The organism is Acinetobacter lwoffii (genome assembly GCF_022809915.1).
Taxonomy (GTDB): domain Bacteria; phylum Pseudomonadota; class Gammaproteobacteria; order Pseudomonadales; family Moraxellaceae; genus Acinetobacter; species Acinetobacter lwoffii_M.
This window is the reverse complement of record NZ_JALGQY010000037.1, coordinates 1-21,093: the sequence shown is the minus strand read 5'-3', so window position 1 is coordinate 21,093 and position 21,093 is coordinate 1. Positions and strand designations below refer to the sequence as shown.

Annotated in this window: 21 protein-coding genes and 2 tRNA genes; 11 read left to right on the top strand and 12 right to left on the bottom strand. The window is 42.6% G+C overall.

All coding sequences use genetic code 11. The annotated features are described in order from the left end of the window. Positions 1-38: 38 nt before the first annotated feature. Positions 39-1,262: a L,D-transpeptidase family protein gene (locus tag MTX11_RS14475; RefSeq protein ID WP_005246859.1), complete on the bottom strand. Its 1,224-nt coding sequence runs from the start codon at positions 1,260-1,262 to the stop codon at positions 39-41. 205 nt (positions 1,263-1,467) lie between these two features. Here MTX11_RS14475 and hemE point away from each other — a divergent pair, with 205 nt between their 5' ends. The 5 genes from hemE to MTX11_RS14450 all read left to right on the top strand — a co-directional run bounded on the left by hemE (position 1,468) and on the right by MTX11_RS14450 (position 7,526). Beyond that, a complete protein-coding gene (hemE, locus tag MTX11_RS14470) occupies positions 1,468-2,538 on the top strand; it encodes a uroporphyrinogen decarboxylase (protein WP_243475424.1) in 1,071 nt (356 codons plus the stop codon). A 10-nt stretch (positions 2,539-2,548) separates the two neighbouring features. Next, positions 2,549-3,352 carry a DUF817 family protein gene (locus MTX11_RS14465; protein ID WP_004646389.1) on the top strand — a complete coding sequence of 268 codons (804 nt, stop codon included), beginning with the start codon at positions 2,549-2,551 and terminating at the stop codon, positions 3,350-3,352. A gap of 143 nt (positions 3,353-3,495) precedes the next feature. Continuing rightward, positions 3,496-3,966 carry a DUF3015 family protein gene (locus MTX11_RS14460; protein ID WP_004279577.1) on the top strand — a complete coding sequence of 157 codons (471 nt, stop codon included), beginning with the start codon at positions 3,496-3,498 and terminating at the stop codon, positions 3,964-3,966. A gap of 77 nt (positions 3,967-4,043) precedes the next feature. Continuing rightward, the gene (locus MTX11_RS14455) at positions 4,044-5,930 is read left to right on the top strand and encodes an Lnb N-terminal periplasmic domain-containing protein (RefSeq protein ID WP_243475423.1); all 1,887 of its coding nucleotides are present in this window, start codon (positions 4,044-4,046) and stop codon (positions 5,928-5,930) included. A 198-nt stretch (positions 5,931-6,128) separates the two neighbouring features. Continuing rightward, entirely contained in the window at positions 6,129-7,526 is a 1,398-nt protein-coding gene (locus MTX11_RS14450; protein ID WP_243475422.1) for a diguanylate cyclase, read from the top strand. A gap of 11 nt (positions 7,527-7,537) precedes the next feature. On the opposite strand, the gene MTX11_RS14445 is transcribed toward MTX11_RS14450, so the two are convergent. From MTX11_RS14445 to MTX11_RS14415, 7 genes are all read right to left on the bottom strand, one after another. Continuing rightward, a complete protein-coding gene (locus tag MTX11_RS14445) occupies positions 7,538-8,098 on the bottom strand; it encodes a DUF4385 domain-containing protein (RefSeq protein WP_243475421.1) in 561 nt (186 codons plus the stop codon). 114 nt (positions 8,099-8,212) lie between these two features. Beyond that, positions 8,213-8,647 (bottom strand): hypothetical protein, encoded by a 435-nt coding sequence (locus tag MTX11_RS14440; protein WP_219309782.1) that lies wholly within the window; start codon positions 8,645-8,647, stop codon positions 8,213-8,215. 323 nt (positions 8,648-8,970) lie between these two features. Beyond that, the gene (gene folE / locus MTX11_RS14435) at positions 8,971-9,519 is read right to left on the bottom strand and encodes a GTP cyclohydrolase I FolE (protein ID WP_004730181.1); all 549 of its coding nucleotides are present in this window, start codon (positions 9,517-9,519) and stop codon (positions 8,971-8,973) included. A gap of 93 nt (positions 9,520-9,612) precedes the next feature. After that, the gene (locus MTX11_RS14430) at positions 9,613-10,296 is read right to left on the bottom strand and encodes a Smr/MutS family protein (RefSeq protein WP_004646397.1); all 684 of its coding nucleotides are present in this window, start codon (positions 10,294-10,296) and stop codon (positions 9,613-9,615) included. Between the two features lie 198 nt (positions 10,297-10,494). Then, entirely contained in the window at positions 10,495-11,301 is an 807-nt protein-coding gene (trpC, locus tag MTX11_RS14425; protein WP_243475420.1) for an indole-3-glycerol phosphate synthase TrpC, read from the bottom strand. A 20-nt stretch (positions 11,302-11,321) separates the two neighbouring features. Next, a complete protein-coding gene (trpD, locus tag MTX11_RS14420) occupies positions 11,322-12,368 on the bottom strand; it encodes an anthranilate phosphoribosyltransferase (RefSeq protein ID WP_180037816.1) in 1,047 nt (348 codons plus the stop codon). A 9-nt stretch (positions 12,369-12,377) separates the two neighbouring features. Further along, on the bottom strand, positions 12,378-12,962 hold the full coding sequence (locus tag MTX11_RS14415; protein WP_243475419.1) for an anthranilate synthase component II: 585 nt from the start codon (positions 12,960-12,962) through the stop codon (positions 12,378-12,380). 808 nt (positions 12,963-13,770) lie between these two features. Here MTX11_RS14415 and glnA point away from each other — a divergent pair. The 6 genes from glnA to MTX11_RS14385 all read left to right on the top strand — a co-directional run bounded on the left by glnA (position 13,771) and on the right by MTX11_RS14385 (position 18,937). Beyond that, entirely contained in the window at positions 13,771-15,186 is a 1,416-nt protein-coding gene (gene glnA / locus MTX11_RS14410) for a type I glutamate--ammonia ligase (RefSeq protein ID WP_004279641.1), read from the top strand. A 90-nt stretch (positions 15,187-15,276) separates the two neighbouring features. Next, positions 15,277-15,552, top strand: coding sequence for a hypothetical protein (locus tag MTX11_RS14405; protein WP_004279642.1), 276 nt, complete (start codon positions 15,277-15,279; stop codon positions 15,550-15,552). Between the two features lie 2 nt (positions 15,553-15,554). Continuing rightward, positions 15,555-16,061, top strand: a complete 507-nt coding sequence (locus tag MTX11_RS14400; RefSeq protein WP_044112763.1) for a chorismate--pyruvate lyase family protein — start codon at positions 15,555-15,557, stop codon at positions 16,059-16,061. A 5-nt stretch (positions 16,062-16,066) separates the two neighbouring features. Beyond that, on the top strand, positions 16,067-16,948 hold the full coding sequence (gene ubiA / locus MTX11_RS14395) for a 4-hydroxybenzoate octaprenyltransferase (RefSeq protein ID WP_243475418.1): 882 nt from the start codon (positions 16,067-16,069) through the stop codon (positions 16,946-16,948). A gap of 120 nt (positions 16,949-17,068) precedes the next feature. Beyond that, positions 17,069-18,526 carry an alpha/beta hydrolase gene (locus tag MTX11_RS14390; protein WP_243475417.1) on the top strand — a complete coding sequence of 486 codons (1,458 nt, stop codon included), beginning with the start codon at positions 17,069-17,071 and terminating at the stop codon, positions 18,524-18,526. 147 nt (positions 18,527-18,673) lie between these two features. After that, the gene (locus tag MTX11_RS14385; protein WP_243475416.1) at positions 18,674-18,937 is read left to right on the top strand and encodes a hypothetical protein; all 264 of its coding nucleotides are present in this window, start codon (positions 18,674-18,676) and stop codon (positions 18,935-18,937) included. Positions 18,938-19,123: 186 nt separating this feature from the next. Here MTX11_RS14385 and MTX11_RS14380 read toward each other — a convergent pair whose 3' ends face one another. The 4 genes from MTX11_RS14380 to MTX11_RS14365 all read right to left on the bottom strand — a co-directional run bounded on the left by MTX11_RS14380 (position 19,124) and on the right by MTX11_RS14365 (position 21,092). After that, the gene (locus tag MTX11_RS14380) at positions 19,124-20,113 is read right to left on the bottom strand and encodes a diaminopimelate dehydrogenase (protein ID WP_243475415.1); all 990 of its coding nucleotides are present in this window, start codon (positions 20,111-20,113) and stop codon (positions 19,124-19,126) included. 316 nt (positions 20,114-20,429) lie between these two features. Beyond that, the gene (locus MTX11_RS14375; RefSeq protein ID WP_004279650.1) at positions 20,430-20,873 is read right to left on the bottom strand and encodes a DUF2726 domain-containing protein; all 444 of its coding nucleotides are present in this window, start codon (positions 20,871-20,873) and stop codon (positions 20,430-20,432) included. A 61-nt stretch (positions 20,874-20,934) separates the two neighbouring features. After that, positions 20,935-21,010 (bottom strand) — tRNA-Asn (locus tag MTX11_RS14370). A gap of 6 nt (positions 21,011-21,016) precedes the next feature. After that, positions 21,017-21,092: transfer RNA gene (locus MTX11_RS14365), tRNA-Asn, on the bottom strand. Between the last annotated feature and the right edge of the window lies 1 nt (position 21,093).

The following is a 21,093-nucleotide window of genomic DNA, read 5'->3' as shown; positions in this document are numbered from 1 at the left end:
AAAGCAGGCTATTTTTATTCAAATCGGCAGACCGATCATCATTCTAAGAAACGAACCGTTACGCCAGATTTGACTTTACGGCCAAGATCATTGGCATCCCAGTTAGTCAAACGAATACAACCATGTGATGCTGTTTTCGAAATGGTAGACGGGTTTGGTGTCCCGTGAATACCAAATGATTTCTTGCTTAAACCAATCCAGATATTCCCGACAGGACCGTTAGGACCCGGTGGTAAAGATAGTGGTTTTAAGTTTTTACCTTGTACAAAGTTAGACGGTGAATAGCTGTACCAAGGGTTTGGTGCAACACCTGTTACTTTATAGGTTCCGGTTGGAGATGGTGTATCCGCACTACCAATGGTGGCAGGGAATGACGCGATCATTTGATTTTTACTGTTAAATAAGTACAGTTGTTTCGCGCCTTTATGTGCAACAATCAAGTGAATACCTTCAGGCAAGTCATTACGTACATTACTGACCAGTAATTTTTCACCAACTTTATTAAAGTTAGCATTTGGATTGAGTTTCTTTAAGAAATTCTCATCCATATGGAATTTTTCACTCAACATTTCACTGACACGTGTGTAGTACAAGCCTTTCATTTTCGCCTGTAACGCATAATCTGAAGGAATAGACTTGGCAAATGGGCCTGCCAGATCTTTTTCAGTAATGGTGTATTCAACAAAGGCTGGCTTAGAACCCTGACGTGCAACTAGTTTATCCCAGGTTTCCTGAGTCAAAACACCTGTCGGTTTAATGCCATTCATTTGCTGGAAAGATGCAATGGCTTTTAGTGTATTTTTACCGCTGGTTCCGTCAATCGCCCCCGGTGATGCATGGGCATTATTCAGCATGACATGTGCACGTGCGTAAACTGGGAATTGACCTGCACCGATATTTTCATACCACTGGGCATTATTTAAGCCGTCTAAAGTCCACGAAGCTTTGGTCGCTGCAGAGTTAGTCGATGCTTTGGTATTTGGTGCTGCGCCAATAGAAGCAGTCTGATCTTCGGTATCCTGTAGCTCATTCAGCGCTTCAGATGCCTGTTTTAAGTCTTGTTGTTCTTGTGCGGTAATTTGCGCTTCTGCAGGTGCTGCTTGGGCCGCTGAAGCTTCAGTTGCTAATGGATCAATCGGATCTTGCACTGCAACATCAGTCACCACTTGGGGTTTTAATGGTTGTTCAGCAGTAGACGCGGCAAAAACTTGACCTGCGAAAATGCAACCTAGACTCACAGCGAGCATTGTGCGAACGAACATGTAACTCAACCTTAAGAATTATTTCTTTAACTATGTGAAAAAACACTATAAGTATTACAGAAAAAATGTGGAGATGCAGTAGTTGTTTTGTGTAAATCACTAGGTTGCCGTTCAATCCGATCGGTTTTTAAAGTTGCCAGAAGTTATTAAAACTGCGGCCTTTTTGCTATGATGTTGGCAATGTCAAAGAAAGATGGGAATGTGAATGACGACCTTAAAAAATGATCGTTTTCTGCGCGCATTGTTGCGTGAGCCTGTAGATGCTACTCCAGTATGGATGATGCGTCAGGCTGGCCGTTATTTGCCTGAGTACCGCGAAACGCGTACCAAGGCAGGAGATTTCCTTTCGCTTTGCAAGAATACTGAACTGGCCTGTGAAGTAACTTTGCAGCCTTTACGCCGTTATGATCTTGATGCCGCGATTTTATTCTCGGATATCTTGACGGTTCCGGATGCTTTGGGACTGGGGCTGTATTTTGAAGCCGGTGAAGGCCCGAAATTTCACAAGACCATCCGTAACGAACAGGATGTCGCCAATCTGCCTGCATTTAATGCCAAGTCGGATCTGGATTATGTGATGAATGCCGTTTCGACCATTCGTTCAGCCTTGGGCGGTCAGGTTCCTCTGATTGGTTTCTCGGGCAGTCCATGGACTCTGGCAACGTATATGGTCGAAGGCGGTTCAAGCAAGGATTTCCGTTTTACCAAACAGATGATGTATGCGCAGCCTGAAGTTTTGCATGCTTTACTGGATCGTCTGGCTGATGCAGTGACTGAATATTTGAATGCGCAGATCGATGCGGGTGCACAAGCGGTACAGATCTTTGATAGTTGGGGTGGTGCATTAGCACATCGTGAATATATCGAGTTCTCGCTGAACTATATGCAGAAGATTGTCGCTGGTTTGCAACGTGAGAAAGACGGCCGCAAGATTCCGGTGATTCTGTTTACCAAAGGTGGCGGCCAATGGTTGGAACCGATGATTGCGACAGGTGCAGATGCGTTTGGTCTGGACTGGACGACGCCACTAAATGTTGCTCGTCAAACCGTTGCGGGTCGTGCAGCACTTCAAGGTAACCTGGATCCTGCAACTTTATATGGTTCATCAGAGACCATCATTAAAGCAACAAAAGCCATGCTGGATGATGCCTATGCCAATGGCGAGAAAACCGGTTATGTTGCCAATTTAGGCCATGGTATTACCCAGTGGGTTGATCCGGCGAATCCAAAAGCATTTATTGATACCGTACATGAGTATAGTGCCAAATATCTTTAGGATGTAAACCTTGATCGATCTATTCAAATCAGGGTTTGAATTTACTTATAAGGCAGCTTCGGCTGCCTTATTTGGGATTTTACTCCTGCTGGCTTTTGCGCTGACTGCTTCTATGGGCAGCGATCTCTTTTTCGGTTTTTACCGGTATGACTATCTGCTGTTTTTTGCCTTGCTGATTCAGGTGATATTGCTCTATACCAAACTGGAATCCTGGGCTGAAGCCAAAGTGATTGCGCTATTTCATCTCATGGCCATGGTGATGGAAATCTTCCTGACCCATCCGGCAATTGCTTCCTGGCATTACCCTCAACCCGCAATATTTAAAATCCTGACCGTGCCTTTATTTGCCGGTTTTATGTATTCTGCGGTCGGCAGTTTTTTTGCGCGCTCTTTACGTCTATATCAGGTTTCATTTGAAAAATTGCCGCGTTTTAGCCATATGCTGACATTGGCTGTCTTGTCTTATATCAACTTTATGAGCAAGTTTTTTATTCCCGATTATCGGGTGATTTTATTTGTCTGGAGCGTGCTGATGTTCTGGAAAACCAGAATTCGCTTTCAGCTGAATCGGCATACTTTTCAGTTGCCGATGTTACCCGTACTGCTGATTCTGGCGTTTATTATCTGGATTGCCGAGAACATCAGTACCTTTTACCAGATCTGGCTCTATCCAAGCCAGATTGAGCAATGGCATATGGTGGGATGGGGCAAACTGGGCTCCTGGTATTTGTTGTTATTGCTGAGTCTGGTGTTAGTACTGAAAATCTTGGGACAGCGTAATTCACAAGGCGATTGGGCGCTCAAGGAACAGTAAAATCAATCAGGTTATGTTTATGTAAAGCATACATTTTTTCAATTGCGCCAAACTTGACTTGTCGCTACTCTGCTGAGTATGTAATTTAAATTACATTATTAGAGTAATAACAAAGATTGCATGAGAATAATTGGAGAATAACTATGTTGAAAAAAATTATGCTGGCGGCGGTATTGGCGACTGGTTCAAGCATGGCGATGGCTGACCGAGATGTCGGTTGTGGTATCGGAAGCCAGGTGTGGGCGGGTCAGTCTGGTATTATTCCTAAACTCTTTGCAGGTACGACCAACGTTCTGTTCACGAATCAGTGGCTCGGGATCACTTTTGGTACTTTAGGTTGTAGCCAGGGCGGTACTGTAACCGCTCAAGTGGTGACCTTTACCAATGAAAACGCTGAAGCATTGGCGCGTGATATGGCAGTTGGAGAGGGTGAAAGCCTGAATGTTCTGGCTGAACTTTTGAATATTAAATCTGAAGATAAAGCTCGTTTCTTTAGCGTTTCCAAGCAGAATTTCTCTGAAATTTATTCCGAAGAAAACCAGAATACATTACAAGTTTTAAGCACCTTACAAACTGTGATGGCCAAAGATGAAGTATTGAAATCCTACATCTGATCCGCACCCTAAAAACCCTGCTGTTCTGGCAGGGTTTTCTTATGACTAAAAGAAATTGATGAGAATAAGTTAACTGAATGAAATATGCGTTCTTCATGTTGGGCCTGACATTCAGCCCTTTAAGTTTTTCTAGCGAAATTAATCCAGACATCCAGCATTATATCGCTCAGGCCGAAACTCAGCGTCTGGATCAGAGCACTACCTGGCAACGTCTCATGTATGCCAATCCCCAAGGTCATAGCGAGGTTAACTATTCGGGCTATTTCCTGGCAGAGCAGGGAAAAACTGATCTAAAAAAAGAAATGCAGCATAACATTCAGGCTTTATTCCTGAGCGCAGAGCCGAATCAGTCCGTCCGCTGTAAGTTTCCTGCACGCAGCAGCTGGTTAAGGCAGCAATTGAATATTTCCGAGCAACAATTGCCTGCGGTCAGTTGCCCGGATTTGGATAAATGGATTGGCGAGGTCAAGCCTTATCAGGCAACCCTGATCTATGCCACGGATTTTATGGGTAATCCCAGCTCGATGTTTGGTCATACCTTGTTGCGTCTGGACCCTAAAGACCAGCAACAACTCAATCTGATTTCTTATGCGGTCAACTATGCTGCGACGGTCGATGGCAATGACAACTGGTCCTTTGCCTGGAAAGGGCTGACTGGACAATATCCGGGTGAATATTCACTGATGCCGTATTACCGCAAGGTCAAAGAATATGGTGACTTTGAAAGCCGGGATTTATGGGAATACGAATTAAACTTAAGCCCGCAAGAGACCAAGTTTTTAGTACAGCATCTCTGGGAAATGCAAAATGTAAGTTTCCCTTATTATTTTATCAGTGATAATTGCGCTTATCGCCTACTGGGACTGTTTGATCTGGTGCGTCCCGAGTTAAATCTACAGAAACAGTTTAATTCGACTGCGATTCCGATTGAAACACTAAAAGTAGTAGAACAGCAGGGCTTGATCAAACAGAAAGTTTACCGTCCGGCGCTTGAAACTCAATTGCTGGCACAGTCCAGACAGCATGGTAAAGCGCTGGCAAAAACTGCGCATCAGCTGGCTTATGCAGAAACAGGTGCAATGCCTTCAATCTTGCAGCCCTATCCGGCAGAAGATCAGGCCAAAATTCTGGAAATGGCCTATGATCATTTATATCTGGACTTTCTCCGACAAACAGTCGATAAATCATTTTCCCAGCCACGTTTTCGCAAGTTATTAGGCTTAAGAAGTCAGCTGAATATCGAGAAGCAGCGTAAAGCGCCTGAACGTCCAAAAATAGACCCGGTACAAAGCCATCATGCACGGAATATCAGTCTTCAGGCCGGACAGGTTCAGGGTGAATCCTTTGTCCAGCTAGGGCATCGGCAAGCCTATCATGATCTCATCGACCCGCAAGGCGGTTTTCGAACCGGCACACAATTGCTGTTTCTGGATGGGGCTTTGCAATATCGTGACAGTGAACTCAAACTGGAGCATCTGGATCTATTGACTGTCAATTCCTATAACCCCGTCAATCCGTTTAATACGCCATTGTCCTGGGGTTTTAATCTGGGCTGGCAACAGGAAGCACTGAATGCGCATGGCCAGTTTAGTGAAGATGAGCAGCATGGCGTTGCCAGCTTAAAAACTCAGGTCGGTTATAGCTGGGCAAATGTCAGCCGTGAACATCTATGTTATGCACAAATGCAAACTCAGCTACAGGCAGGCAAGACACTTGATCAAGGCTGGCGCGTAGGTGCAGGCCCTACTGTGGGGTGCCAGAATATCTGGAGCGATCAGATCAACAGTCTGGTGCAGGTGGAACTGCCTTATTGGGAAGATTCGCATCGCTGGCAGCTGAAACTGAATACTGAACTCCAATATGCATTCAATCCACAACATGCACTTCGGCTGTCTTGGGAATATCAGCAACAACAGTCCAAAGACTGGGATCAATGGAGTCTTGGTTTGATCCGGTATTTTTAAGATTTAGTTAAAACTGATCAACACTATTCATAAAGTGCTGTGTATCTGTGAGGCTACTGTTCGGTTTTCCCTTGCATAAAAAGATTAGCTGGGTTTGGTGCAAATAATCTGGTCGATATTTTAGGAAAAATACCTGATATTTGTTATATTTGTCACATAATGTGAGTGCAAATTGCAAGGTTTTGGGGAACAGACAGTATGAATAATGAATGCATGGCAAGACTGGCCGAGCAATGGGAACAGATCTGTCAAAATTATTCATCTGACGAATTATTGCATGCCTTTCACTTTATTCAAGATCATTCCCTGATTCTGGTGGAAGAATTCTATAAAAACATGCTCATTGAAAAGGAATCTGCAGAATTCTTTTCTGATGACTTGATTCAACAGCGCTTGCGCGACACTTTAAATGCCTGGCTACTTGAAAGCTTTAGTGTAGGAATTAATAAACGCTATGCCGATGCCGTGCAGAAACAGGCGATGGTGGGGCATGTGCATGCGCGTGTCGGAATTCCGTCCTGGCTGATCATGCGCGGTGTACGTGAAATTGAGCGTAAAATATTTGAACTGCTGGATGAGAATCCTCACCACAGTATGTTGACCACCTACAGTTATATTGTCCAGATCATGGGATTTGCCACAGAAGTCATGTGCCGATCTTATGAAGCCAAAACAGCCATGAATCAGGAAATTAAACACAGTTATCGTGTTTTTTCAGCGATGCAGGATGTAGCCGTACAAAAAGATAAACAGCGTAGCTCATTGCTGGACTGGGAAAATGAGCTCATGTTCAAGGTCTTTTCTGAGCATGAGAAATTGAATCATTCGATGCTGTCCAAGTCGGAGTTTGGTTTATGGTTTATCCATAAAGCCTCTTATGCTTTTACCGGTTCTGACCAGGTCGATTTAATCATTGAACGAATTTATCAAGTCGATGAACTTAATCAAGAGATCATGGACTGTACGGACAAAAACAATATGCTGGGACTGATCCAGCAGATCCGTGACTTAAACCGCGAAATTCAGCTGCTGGTGGACCAGTTATTTCAGGTGGCCGAATATATTGAATCAGGTAATGATTCATTGACCCAGTTATTGAATCGTCGTTATTTGAATACGATTATTTCACGTGAAATCACTTTTTCTCGTAAGAATCATACACCTTTGTCTTTACTTGCTATCGACGCTGATTATTTCAAAAGTATTAATGACAAATTTGGACATGCAGCAGGTGATCTGGCCTTGAAATTTCTGGCCGAAGCATTGCAAAAATATAGTCAGGGCAGTGATTATGCTTTCCGGATCGGCGGTGAAGAGTTTTTGCTGTTACTGGTGGATACTGATGAGAAACGTGCCCTCAATATCGCCGAAAGTATTCGTAAATATATTGAAAATGGCATGATTAATTCGGCACAAGGTCAGCAGTTTAAATTTACGGTCAGTATTGGTTGTGCCCTCTATGATGGACATCCAGATTATCAGCGCTTCCTGAATGCGGCAGATTCTGCTTTGTATATGGCGAAGAACAACGGGCGTAACAGAGTCTATATGGCTCATCAGTCCCTGAACCCAGTCGCACAGCCACTCTCGGTTTAAATGAAAGGTTTTTATCCAGTTGCAGACTGCTGCTCTATAAATTCCTGAAATTTCTGTTTTTGCTGAAGATAATCGGGATGATTTTTAGCTTCATCCCATTTCTGTTTAAAAATTTTGGCAGCAGCGGCTTTAACCGGATCTTCCTGATGGCGTGGCAGCTCAGAACGGCCATGCGCGCCACTTAAGCCTTTTTTGTCTTCCGGAACTGGGCCGTCGTATTTTTTGCCGCCTTTATGATTGGCATAACGCCGGGCACGGGTAAAACCCATCTGTAAAAACTTGCGTGCCATGTCCGCACCAACAAAATCTTTTTGTTTTAAATAGTCCAAGAAAAGCTGATAGATTTTCTCGCTACTGGCTTGTGCTTTTGCTTCATCTGCAAAGCGCCAGTGTGGCAGGATTTCCGATTTATAAGGCTCAACCAGTAAAACACCTTGTTCACCACGGCCAATCCGGTAGAGCTCCGGTCGTTTACGAAAATTAATCTTTGCAAAGTCCAGAGAATAATCAAAACTATTCGAAACTACACGTGACGGACGTTTTGGTGGCGCTACTTTGGCAGATGGCTTCATATTCGGCCTTTTCTGAAATTTAAAATTGCTCAATATTTCAGCTAATACAAATTATAAAAATAAAGGGGCAGGATACAGAAAAGCCCCTGTCATTTAGAGCTAGGGGCTTTCATTTTACTTCGATTTTTTTGAACTGGTCTTCGAGGTTTTAGCCTTGGTTGACTTGCTCTTAGAGGAGCTACTCGACTGCTTTTTAGCAGGCGCCGATTTTTTTGAAGAAGACTTTTTCACTTTAGTGTCGTCTTTACTCTTGTTGCTGCTTTTCGCTTTAGCCGGTTTTTTCGCGGAAGAGGTCTTTTGGTCTTTCGCTTTATCACTGGCTTTTGAGCTCGAATTTTTCTTCGCCTTCACTTTTTCATCTTTGCTGGCATTGTCTTTCTTAGAAGATGCCGCTTTAGATTTACTGCTCGCCGCTTTTTTAGTGACTTTGCGATCACTGTCTTTGTCACTACTCTTATTCGACTTTTTCAGTTTCTCATCTTGGTTCTTTTTAGCAGTTTTTGCTGATTTTTTGCTGTCTTTCGCCTGGTTATTTTTACTATTCGCCATGGTTACTTTCCTTATCATTAAAAATCAATCAGAAAGATATAAAGCGCTTTGCTATATATCAACTTCAAATTACTTTAATGGGAGAGCGGCAGGATTAAAACTTTATCGTGTATCCAAGTGTAGGCTTGTTGCAAACACAAGCAGGAATTGTTTGAGTTCTAGACTGAAACATAGCAAGTTTTGGGACAGGTTTTTAAACCCTGTTACCAGGTGTTATTTATAGCAAGTGAGCTTTTGAATTAAGTATTGATATCCTCTTCCTTTAAAAGCAAAAAACCCCGAATGATCGAGGCTTTGAGTAACTTATTTTTAAGCTTTAATAATTAATAGCTTTCTGGAACCGCACTTAAAAATTCACGACGTGTTTCTTTGTCGGTTTTAAAATCACCAATAAATGATACCGTACGTGTGGTTGATTCCTGCTTGCCTACACCGCGCATCATCATGCACATGTGCGCAGAATCAATCATTACTGCAACACCGCGTGCTTTGGTGACTTCAGCCACTGCTTCTGCAATTTGCTGAGTCAGATTTTCCTGAATCTGCAAACGGCGTGCAAACATTTCAGTAATACGGGCAAATTTAGACAGGCCTAAAACATGACCTTCTGGCAAATAGGCGATATGTACGCGGCCATAAAATGGCAATAAGTGATGCTCACATAGCGAATAAAATTCGATGTTTTTGACCAGTACCATTTCACGGTTATCGGAAGGGAAGACCGCCTTGTTGGTCACTTCTTCAAGTGTCTGGCTATAACCCGAGGTTAAATATGAAAATGCTTTCGCAGCGCGCACAGGCGTATCTTTGAGACCAGGGCGATTTAGATCTTCGCCAACGGCAGTAAGAATGTTTGCGTAGGATTGCTGCATAGTCATATGACGTATTCACTTAAACTGAGAATGAACAAGGACGGCATTGTAGCAGAAAACTTTTACAATGCCTTGTTTTGAGGCTAAAACCGTTTACTGTTTGAACTTTGGATTCTTTTCTGCACGTTTGAGCAAAACCAATACCGCACCGGTACCGCCTTGCTTTTCAGGTGCACTGACAAATGCCAAAACATCACGATGCTGACGCAACCAGCCGTTGACATAGGTTTTTAAAATCGCTTCTGGACCTTTGCCATGTACGATTTTAATCACGTTCTGGTTTTCATCTTTGGCGATCTGGATAATCTGCAGCACGGCTTGACGCGCTTCTTCTACGGTACAGCCATGCAGATCCACAGCTTCAAACCAGCGCAAGTTACCGGCTTTCAAGTCTTCAAACACTTTATGCTGCAAGGTGGCGATGCGATAGCTCAAGTTGGCCTGACTCCCGACAGGATTGAGCATGGCCTGAGTATCTGATAAAGCCATTGCCTCTGTTTCCATCGGGCCAGTAGCCGCTGCACGCTTTGCCAGGATTTGTGCATCCGGCTTTTTCTTGCGTGGCTTGTCCAGTTGAACCGTATTGCCCGATTCAATTTTTTGCACGCCCTGCATTTGCTTGCGGAATAATTCTAGTTCTTCTAAAGCTTCTTGCTCGACAGTCTTTTCAACAGGTGCAGCAACGACCGCAGGCGTTTGCGGCTGTGTAATTTGCTTCTTAAAAGATTTCAGCAGGTTGTACTGATCTTTAGATAATGAAGAATCGTGTTTACTCATAATGTAAAAACAAGGGAGATGCGGAATTTACAAGAATTATAGTCTGAAAATAGACAAAGGAGAACTGAATTGCGTTCATGACATTGCTGAGGATTTTAAATACGCTCGAGATTCTATGGTCTACTTTTCAATATTGAAAATAAAAAAGCCCAATCCTGAGATTGGGCTTTTTTAATGCTTAGGTAAGTATTTACAACTTTAAACCACTTCAGGCTCACCAAACAGATCACGGAAAGCATGATCCGGACGTGGCTGTTTCATAAAGCTTTCGCCGACCAAGAAGGCGTGAATATCATGTTCCTGCATCATGGCGACATCGGAAGGAGTTGCAATACCGCTTTCAGTCACCAGCAAGCGTGAAGGATCCAGTAATTTTTTCAAACGAATCGAGGTGTTCAAATCCACATCAAAGGTTTTTAAATTACGGTTATTCACGCCGAGCAAACAACGATCTGAAAGCTTTAAAGCACGGGATAGTTCTTCTTCATCGTGAACTTCAACCAGTACATCCAGATGATGTTCAAATGCAGTTTTGGACATTTCTTCTAACTGCTGGTCAGACAGGCAAGCCACAATTAGCAAGATACAGTCTGCATGCAGGGCACGTGCTTCGATGACCCCATAAGGATCGATCAGAAAGTCTTTGCGCAGTGCAGGCAGGTCGCAATGTGAACGGGTAATCTGAATATTGTCATCATGTCCTTGGAAAAAGTCTACATCGGTCAGCACCGATAAACAGGCTGCGCCTGCCTCCTGATACTGTGCTGCAATTTCCGCAGGGTTAAAGTTCTCGCGAATAATGCCCTTAGATGGCGAAGCTTTCTTAATTTCAGCAATGACACCCGGACGTTTCGACACTAAAGACCGGGCAAAACCACGCACAGGTGATGCACCTTGTGCCAGTTCTTCCAGATCTTTATAGCTTTTCTGCTTTAAACGTAGGGCAAACTCTTCTTTTTTACGGTCAACAATCTTGCCTAAAATTGTGTTTGCGATATCCACCATGATCAAAATCCCTGACCGAATTAAGCTTCGTAATGTTTAATGGTTTTGGTAAATTCAGACAGCACACTCATTTTTTCAAGTGCCTGACCGCCGTAAATAATGTCATGTGCCAGCGCAACACCTTGCTTATAGCTGCTGGTTAAACCGGAGACATAAATACCCGCGCCGGCATTCAGCGCGATCATGTTCGCGGCTTTATCACCGATGTCTGATTTTTTCTTGCCCAGTGCATCTTTGATTAAAGCCAGACTTTGCGCAGAATCTTCCACAATTAGTCCGGTCAGAGTTTGCGATTCAATATCGACCGATTCAGGAATAATGTCCCATTCGGTGACTTCGCCATTTTTCAGTTCAGCGACATGAGTTGAAGAGGCAATACTGATTTCATCCAGACCATCACGTGAATGTACCACCATCACATGTTCAGCACCGAGCTGTTTCATGACTTCCGCAATCGGACGGCAGAGTTCATTGGAAAATACGCCAATGACTAAACGATTTACTCCGGCCGGATTCGTAAGCGGGCCAAGTAAATTGAAAATACTACGAATTCCTAATTCTTTACGTGGGCCGATTGCATATTTCATGGCTTGATGATGATTCGGCGCAAACAGGAAACCGACACCAACGTCACGGATACAGCGTTCAGTCTGCTGCATGTTCAGGTCCAGATTAATCCCGGCCTGTTCCAGTAAATCCGACGAACCTGATTTGGTAGAAACGCCGCGGTTACCATGTTTGGCAATGGTTGCACCCGCTGCTGCAATTACAAATGCGGAAGCAGTAGAAACGTTAAACAGGTTTTGACCATCACCGCCTGTACCCACGATGTCCACTAAATATGGAATATCACTGACATCAATTTTGGTAGCCAGTTCACGCATAACACGTGCAGCTGCGGTAATCTCATCAATGCTTTCGCCTTTAAGGCGTAATCCCATCAGTAGGGCACCAATCTGGGCGTCGGTCGCTTCACCTGACATGATGGCACGCATCACGTCTTGCATTTGATCCTGAGTCAGGTGAATGTTTTTAGTAATATTGCTTAAAGCTTGTTGAATATTCATAAGGTGTTCTTAGGCATAAATTTCGAGAAAGTTTTTAAAGATTTGATGACCATGCTGGCTCAGAATCGATTCGGGATGGAACTGCACGCCTTCGACCGGCAATGTCTTATGTTTCACACCCATAATTTCTTCCATAGAGCCATCCGATTCATTGGTCCAGCAGGTGACTTCCAGACATTCAGGCAAGGTGGCTTGATCAATCACCAGGGAATGATAGCGCGTTGCAGAAAATGGAGAAGGAAGATTGCTGAAAATCCCGGTATCACTGTGGTACATATCAGACAGACGGCCATGCATCACACGTTTGGCACGCACGATATCACCGCCAAATGCCTGACCAATACTTTGATGACCAAGACAAACGCCCAGTAAAGGAATTTTGCCAGCAAAATGCTGAATTGCAGGAATAGAAATTCCTGCCTCACTTGGCGAGCACGGGCCGGGGCCAATCACTAAATACTTAGGTTGCCATCGCTCTATATCTTCCAATGTCACGGCATCATTACGGACTACTTTTACTTCTTGATTCAGTTCGCCAAAATATTGGACGATGTTATAAGTAAAGGAGTCATAGTTGTCGACCATTAAAAGCATGAGTTTAACCTATTGAAATTAATGCACTTAACTGTGCTAATGTTGTCCAGATCGTACTTTATTTATACGTGTTGCAAGCACTTGCCTGACACAACTAAATCATTGATTTCATTGTGTGAAAATAAAGCACGCTTCATCATAGCAAAAAATAGCCCCATTCGGCGCAACAATTTCGCTCAATTTATTGGCTTTAAAAACCTGTAGAAAATTAAATAAAATTTTATAATGATTTAAAGTAATAGGCTTACTCATAGAAAGATTTAAAAGGCTATTTTTTAGAGTAAAACTTAAAAATGAAAAAATTAAGGTCAAAGAGAGGTAAAATGCTTGATGAAAAAAACATCACTTGAATAATTAAGCTTTATATAAACTTTTCTATTGAAAGTAGATTTAAAGAAAATGCCTCATAATAGGCATACAATCCCAAATGAATCGCAAAATTTTCTTTACTGATATCTACTAAAAAAAGCTCAATTTTTAGCCAAAAACAAGTAAAAATATAACAAAAGTAAGAAAAAGCAGCATATTTGCTATAAAAAGCTATGTTTCTTATACATTTTTATAGATACATGCACTATTTAGGTGCGCTAAAAAATAAAGCTGAAATAAAATAAATGAAGAATGCTTGAATATAGTGCATTTAGTTTTGCAGCTAGTATAATAGCCGCAAAGTATTTTTGTCACTTCATGATTTCTTATAAAGATTTCAAGATTTTATCTATACTTTTAAAAGTTGGTACGGTAATTGCTTAATAACTATCAACTGCTAACACGCACTTCACGGGTGCAACAAAAACATCGGAGCAAAATGAGCATGGCGAACAAGGTCCTTCAACTCATACAAGAAAGTGGCGCAAAATGGGTCGATTTTCGCTTTACTGATACCAAGGGTAAAGAGCAACACGTCACTTACCCAGCAGACAGTATTGATGAAGATACATTTGAAGACGGCAAAATGTTTGACGGTTCTTCAATTGCAGGTTGGAAAGGCATCGAAGCATCGGACATGATTTTACGTCCGGATGCGGCAACAGGTTTTATCGACCCGTTCTTTGCAGAGCCAACAGTTGTTGTAACTTGTGACGTCATCGAGCCATCAACTGGTCAAGGTTATGATCGTGACCCACGTTCGATTGCGCGCCGTGCAGAAGAATATTTGAAATCTACCGGTATCGGTGATACTGCATTCTTTGGTCCAGAACCAGAATTCTTCGTATTTGACGAAGTAAAATGGGAAATCGACATGTCTGGCGCGCGCCATACATTGATCGCTGAAGAAGCTGCTTGGTCAACTAACAAAGACTACGAAGGCGGTAACTCTGGTCACCGTCCACGCGTAAAAGGCGGTTACTTCCCAGTTCCTCCTGTAGATTCTTCACATGACATGCGTGCAGACATGTGTGCGCGTATCGAAGACATCATGGGCCCAGGTCGTGTAGAAGTACATCACCACGAAGTTGCATCTTGCCAGTTAGAAATTGGTGTGAGCTTCAACACAATGGTTCGTAAAGCTGACGAAGTACAACAGTTCAAATATGCTGTTTGGAACGTTGCGCACCAATACGCTAAAACTGCAACCTTTATGCCTAAACCAATGGTAGGCGATAACGGTTCAGGTATGCACGTTCACATGTCGATCTCTAAAGATGGCAAGAACCTGTTTGCTGGTGATGAATATGCAGGCCTTTCAGAAATGGCATTGTACTTCATCGGTGGTGTGATCAAACATGCTCGTTCATTGAATGCGATCACTAACCCATCTACAAACTCATACAAACGTTTGGTTCCACATTTCGAAGCACCGATTATGCTTGCTTACTCAGCGCGTAACCGTTCTGCATCTATCCGTATTCCTTACGTGTCTAGCCCGAAAGGCAAGCGTATTGAAGCGCGTTTTCCAGATCCAATGATGAACCCGTACCTAGGTTTCGCGGCATTGTTGATGGCTGGTCTTGACGGTATTCAAAACAAGATCCACCCAGGTGAAGCTGCTGACAAGAACTTGTACGATCTTCCACCGGAAGAAGAAGCAAAAATCCCTACAGTGGCGCATAGCCTGGATATGGCGCTTGAAGCACTTCAAGCGGATCATGATTACCTGTTAAAAGGTGGCGTGTTCACGAAAGAAATGCTTGATGCTTATATCGAGCTTAAAACTGAAGAAGTTCGTCGTCTAAACACGACTACTCACCCAGTTGAATTTGATATGTACTACAGCTTGTAATTCATCACGAATTAAAGCGAAGAAAACCCGCGCATGTCGCGGGTTTTTTTGTATCATCTATTTATAATTTTAAATGATGGATGGGCTTAAATGGCACAACGTAAAAAGCACACCAGCTTTTATCCATGGATTGATCCAAAAGATCATAACAAAGGTTTTAAGTTGAACTTCTCTGAAGTGACTTATCTTGAAGTGGGGCGGACTCCCGAGGGTTATAAGCAGGCTCAATTTGTGGCGCTGAAAAATCCTGAAATAGCGCTGGATTATGCTTATCCAGAATCATTTTATTTGAGTGCTGAAGGTTTTATTTTAATTAAAACCCCACAAGGCAAATATGAAATCATTGCAAAAACAGATAACTGTTAACAATGAATAGTCGTTCTAGAAATCAAAATCAGCGTGTGTTGCTGTCAACTCTGCCTGTTGAGTTAAAACCGTGGCTGTATGCATCGGGTTCACTCACGCAACAACTGACCGATTTGGCGCAAGGACAATTCCATGTCGAGCCAATTCAAGAGCATTTTCAGCGTTTAGGCTTTGCCAATGCCAAATGGATGCAAATGTCACATCAGCATACTTCCTGGGTACGTGAAAGTTATCTCTACGGTTCGGAACAATCTCCTTGGGTGAAAGCCAAAAGCATCTTTCCGATTTTAAGCCTGCAAAAAAAAGCCCGAATTTTTCAGCATATTGGTACCAAACCGATTGGCTGGTTTTTGTTTCAGCGCACTAATCCACTGTGCCAGCGCCGGGTGGTACTTTTAGATGAGGGCTGGACCCGTCAGAGCTGCTATACTTGGCACGGCTGTAAATTTATCGTACAAGAAACATTTTTACCGGCATTTGAACACTTTATACAAAATTCACGGGCTTGATTTTTATGGCAACCGCACAAGCAATCACCTGGCGTGAGCGTCTTAGCGCCTATTATTATCTTTGTCGTTTTGATAAACCGATTGGGACTGAACTGGTTTTTTGGCCTACCATGTGGGCGCTGTGGATTGCAGCTCAGGGCATGCCACGTATTGAAATTTTAATTCCCATGATTTTGGGTGTGATTTTTATGCGGGCAGCAGGCTGTGCCATTAATGATTTTGCTGACCGTAAAGTTGATGCGCATGTGGAGCGTACCAAAAACCGTCCGCTAGCGACCGGGATTATCAGTGCTAAAGAAGCCGTGATGGTATTTCTGGTTTTGGTGGCTGCCAGCGCCTGCCTGCTTCTTTTCTTGCCGATTGAAACTTTTTACTGGTCATTTGGGGCTTTATTTCTAGCGTTTATTTATCCTTTTATGAAGCGCTATACCCATTTGCCTCAAGTCTTTTTGGGGTTAGCATTTTCCTGGTCGATTCCGATGGCTTATACCGCAGTGGGGCAAACGCCGGATTTAACCTGCTGGCTCTTATATTTTGGCAATCTGGCCTGGACTGTAGCTTATGATACCCAATATGCGATTGCGGATCGTGAATATGATTTAAAGATTGGAGTGAAATCTACAGCGATCTTATTTGGCCAGCATGACATTCAAATTATTAGTGCTTTACAGGCCGTTAGTATTGTGTTGATTGCTGCGGCACTTTGGCTAGAAAATTTATTGCTTCCATTTGGTCTGGCTGCATTAATTGTTGTTGCTCTTGATTTTATTTACCAATGGATAAAAACACGTGATCGAGATCCTCAATGGTGTTTTTGGGCATTTCGTCACAATCGCTGGGTTGGCTTGTTAATTTTTTGCGGTATTTTTATGGCTTTGGTCGTTTAAAGATATTTATCTTAAAAGTTAAGTTGGCATAAAGCATCCTATTCGGGTGCTTTTTTTTATGCCTTAATGGAGCTTGCATGTAGTTTCATGCTTAAAAATAATGATTAAAAAGGATATCTTATGAAATTTACAAAAATAGCAGTTGCATTGGCAGTTTCTGTTTCCATGCTGTCGTTAACAGCTTGTAATGATGATAATGACTCATCTATTTTGACTCAGAAACCAACATTTATCTCAGAAGCTAATTATGCTTTGGATAGTGTCGATAGTAGCTCATCGATCAAGGTGATGACCTATAACATGACCAATGTACAGGGGAAAACAGCAGAAGCAACGGCTTTGGTATTGTTTCCTGATGCGCCGCAGCCTAAAGATGGCTATCGAATTGTAGTTTGGGAACATGGGACTGTGGGTGCTGGGGATGATTGTGCGCCGAGTAAGAATATTATTCACCCTCGTTTTAAAATATTAGCCAATAGTTTATTAGCAGCAGGTTATGTCATTGTTGCACCTGACTACGAGGGGCTAGGTACAAAAGGTGTACATCCTTATCTAAATTTATCTAGTGCAGCACAATCAGCAATTTTTGCTGTTAAGGCAGCGAAAGCTCATTATGGTACAAAGCTGAATGGTGAATGGATGTCGATTGGTCAATCACAAGGTGGACATGCATCATTAGGCACTGCAGAATTTGCCAATACAGATACCAGTTATAAGGGAGCAGTTGCAGGTGCACCAGCCTCAAGTTTAGGTCAAATTATTCAAATTTATCTTGATCCGAATTTAAATGTTGATACGAATGGTCAGCCTAACGCGCAAGGACTGAATCGATTGGATGAGCAGTTGATGCAAGTGCGTTATGCAGTAAGTATGGGACACCTAACGGGTGCGCAAGGGCAAATGCTTATCAGTCAAATTGCAGATGGATATGCAGAGCTTTTAGCTTATGCGGCATTAACCAGTTCAGGTATTAAGGCGTATGAACCCAATTATGATTTGAAAAGTATCTTTACTGCAGATGCGGGCGTGATTGCAGAGCAAGCCTATGGTCGTACTGGTGATGAAGGGGCGTGTTTAAGTTATTCAGACCCGAACAGTGCGAATGGTCTACAAGAACAGTTTAAAGCTGGGATACTTGAATTCTTAAAAGATTCAAATCATATGATTTCTCAGTATGGAATTAATTTAAATAAAATCCAAACAGATCCAGTGGTTCAGAAATTCTTGCTTGATAATCAGCCTGCAACTAACGCAACTGCGGCTAAAGTGATTAAAACACCAGTTTATATTATTCAGGGTGCAGATGATCAGGCTGTATTGCCACCTGTTACTCAAGCATTGGTTGCTAATATGAAATTACAGGCAACCAAATATTTCCCACAAGCCGACTATTCAAGTAAATATGAGTTGGATGTTGTACCAAATGCGAGTCATACGCAAGCGATAGTGTGTAGAAATGAAAAAGCTGTCGATTTTATTCAAGCACACATGCCTGCAGGAACTGGCATCGTACTAACTAGTGCGCAGAAAGATGCAAGTACCAGTCCGCATTGTACAGGCACTGCAGCAACCAATTAATTTATGTTGATTCAAAAAAAGGAGCTAGTCTCCTTTTTTTATGTAAATTTTGGGCTTAACAAAAGCCTGTGAATACAAGACTTGAGCTATGCCTTTATTTTGTTATATTGGGCACAGTAATTAAATGAAGAAATGAAAGTAGGTTTTATGTCTGAGCAGCCACAGCCCCGCAACATCAAAAAGTTAGTGATCTTTGGTACGCTTGCACTTTGTATTCCGGTATTTTTAATTAGTATGGCATTTCTTGCAGTGAATAGTGATGCTAAAAATCAGGAAAAATACAAGCAGCAGCAGGCAGATATGATTGCACGTATTGAAGCACGAGAAGCTGCGGAAAAGCTCAAAGCAGAGCAGGATGCTAACGCAAATTCAACACAAGCTGCGTCTGAAAGTAGTGCAACAGCACCTTAATCTATCTAAGATCCCTTTGCACTTATCTAATACTGCAAATGTCTGTGTAGTAGATAGTTGCATCGTTTGTCGAAAACTATTTCATTTGATTGTAGATATTTGATATTTCGTAACTAAGCAATCCGAACTCTAAAACAAAAAAATATAGCCATCAATCATACGATCGGTGGCTATATTTAAATCATCTTAAAGCAATTCTTCGCGCAATTGCTCAGGAGATTTAATTGAAAGTAGGGCGGGTGCTACATCTAGGGCTGTTTTAGCACCATATTGCTGAGTTTGATTCAGGCGGTAGCAGGCACGGGCATAAGCCACTAGAACACTTGCAGTAAACTCCGGATTGCTATTCAGCTTTAAAGAAAACTCAATCACCTGTTTTTGTGCATCACTGGTATTACCACTACGAATGACAAAACCGCCATGTGGCATATCCTGATGATCTTTCAGTAATGTTTCCTCACTGATAAAATTCACGGTCGTATTATAATCCGCAAAATAATCAGGCATGCTGACGATCGTTTGTTCAACTGTTGCCGCATCAGCCCCTTGTTCCAATACCACATAACAGTCACGATGATGTTTATCTTTGGTGCTTAACTCAGGTCGTGTGCCACTGCGGACTTGTTCAATCGCATCAGTAGATGGAATGGTATATTGAACACCAGCTTTCACCCCTGCTACACGGCGGATCGCATCTGAATGTCCCTGGCTTAAACCTTTACCCCAAAAAGTATAAGTTTCGCCATCTGGTAATAACGCTTCACCAAACAAACGGTTAATCGAGAACATGCCAGGATCCCAGCCAATAGAAATCATAGCTGTTTTTTTGTTAGCAAGGGCAGGTGCATCGACTGCAGCATAGTATTCCGGAATACGTGCATGAGTATCAAAGCTATCTACAGTATTGAATTTACTTGCAAAGATAGGCGCCTGTTGTGGCAAGTCATCTTTTGATCCGCCACAAAGAATCAGCACATCAATTTTATCGCTAAAATCATTTAAGAGTGCATCGATGCTATACACTTGAGTTTCTGCAAAGCAAGGAGAGACGCTGCTTGGTGAGCGGCGAGTAAAAATACCGACAAGCTGCATATCACGATTTTTTTGGATGGCAGTTTCAACACCGCGGCCAAGATTACCGTAACCCGCGATACCAATACGAATAGAATTTTGCATAAATAAACGATCACTGAATAAAAAAACAACGCAAAAAATAAGCAAGGTGAGGATGGCCAGAAATGAAGCAGGCCAATCAGGTCATCTGACTTATATTTTGTTTTCGAAAGGATTATAGAGCGATAATTTAAACTTTATCACCCTAATCCTGCAGAAAGGCAGGTTTAACTGAGAATGCTTGTGATGAGACGCTAAATTGGACGAGGATAGGTTAATTTTGAAGCATGAAAAGCTGCCGAGAAATTAAAAGCGGAGCAGGAGGCTTTGATTAATCCAATTCAAGCTGCAGCGAGAAATATCGAAATTGCAGCTTAATTTATTTTAAATCCCTTTGCAGTTGTCTGATAGTCGGAATCTGGGTGTATCGAATCACGGTATAGCCTGCTGCAATCAGCATGGCATCGCGTTCAGCATCTTCCTGCTCTTTGCCAATATGGCTCGGATCATCCAGTTCGACAATCGCTACTACATTATATTCACGATCAAGTACTACGAAGTCTGTGACTTTGCGATTAAATTGATTGCGCATTTTCATCTGATCGTGCGTGATCAAAGCGCTAAACGCGACTTGTGCCAGAATGTGATGATGAGGAAAGGCATCTTTCAGACGTGTAAACATCCTGCTTTCAAAAGCAGTAATGACGCGCTTTGGATAGAATTTCTTTTGACGGGTGAAGAGATGTGGGAAGAGCAGGCAAACTAATGCAAATGTTGCCAGGCAGCCAATCACAAAAAATATAAACTGACTCAAATTAAACACAGATCACAAAAGGGAAGAATAAAAAAACCCACTTCGCAATGAGTGGGTTTCTTCAGAATCTTGGCTCTCCCACCTGGGCTCGAACCAGGGACCTGCGGATTAACAGTCCGTCGCTCTACCGACTGAGCTATGGGAGAATAGATTGGCTCTCCAACCTGGGCTCGAACCAGGGACCTGCGGATTAACAGTCCGTCGCTCTACCGACTGAGCTATTGGAGAA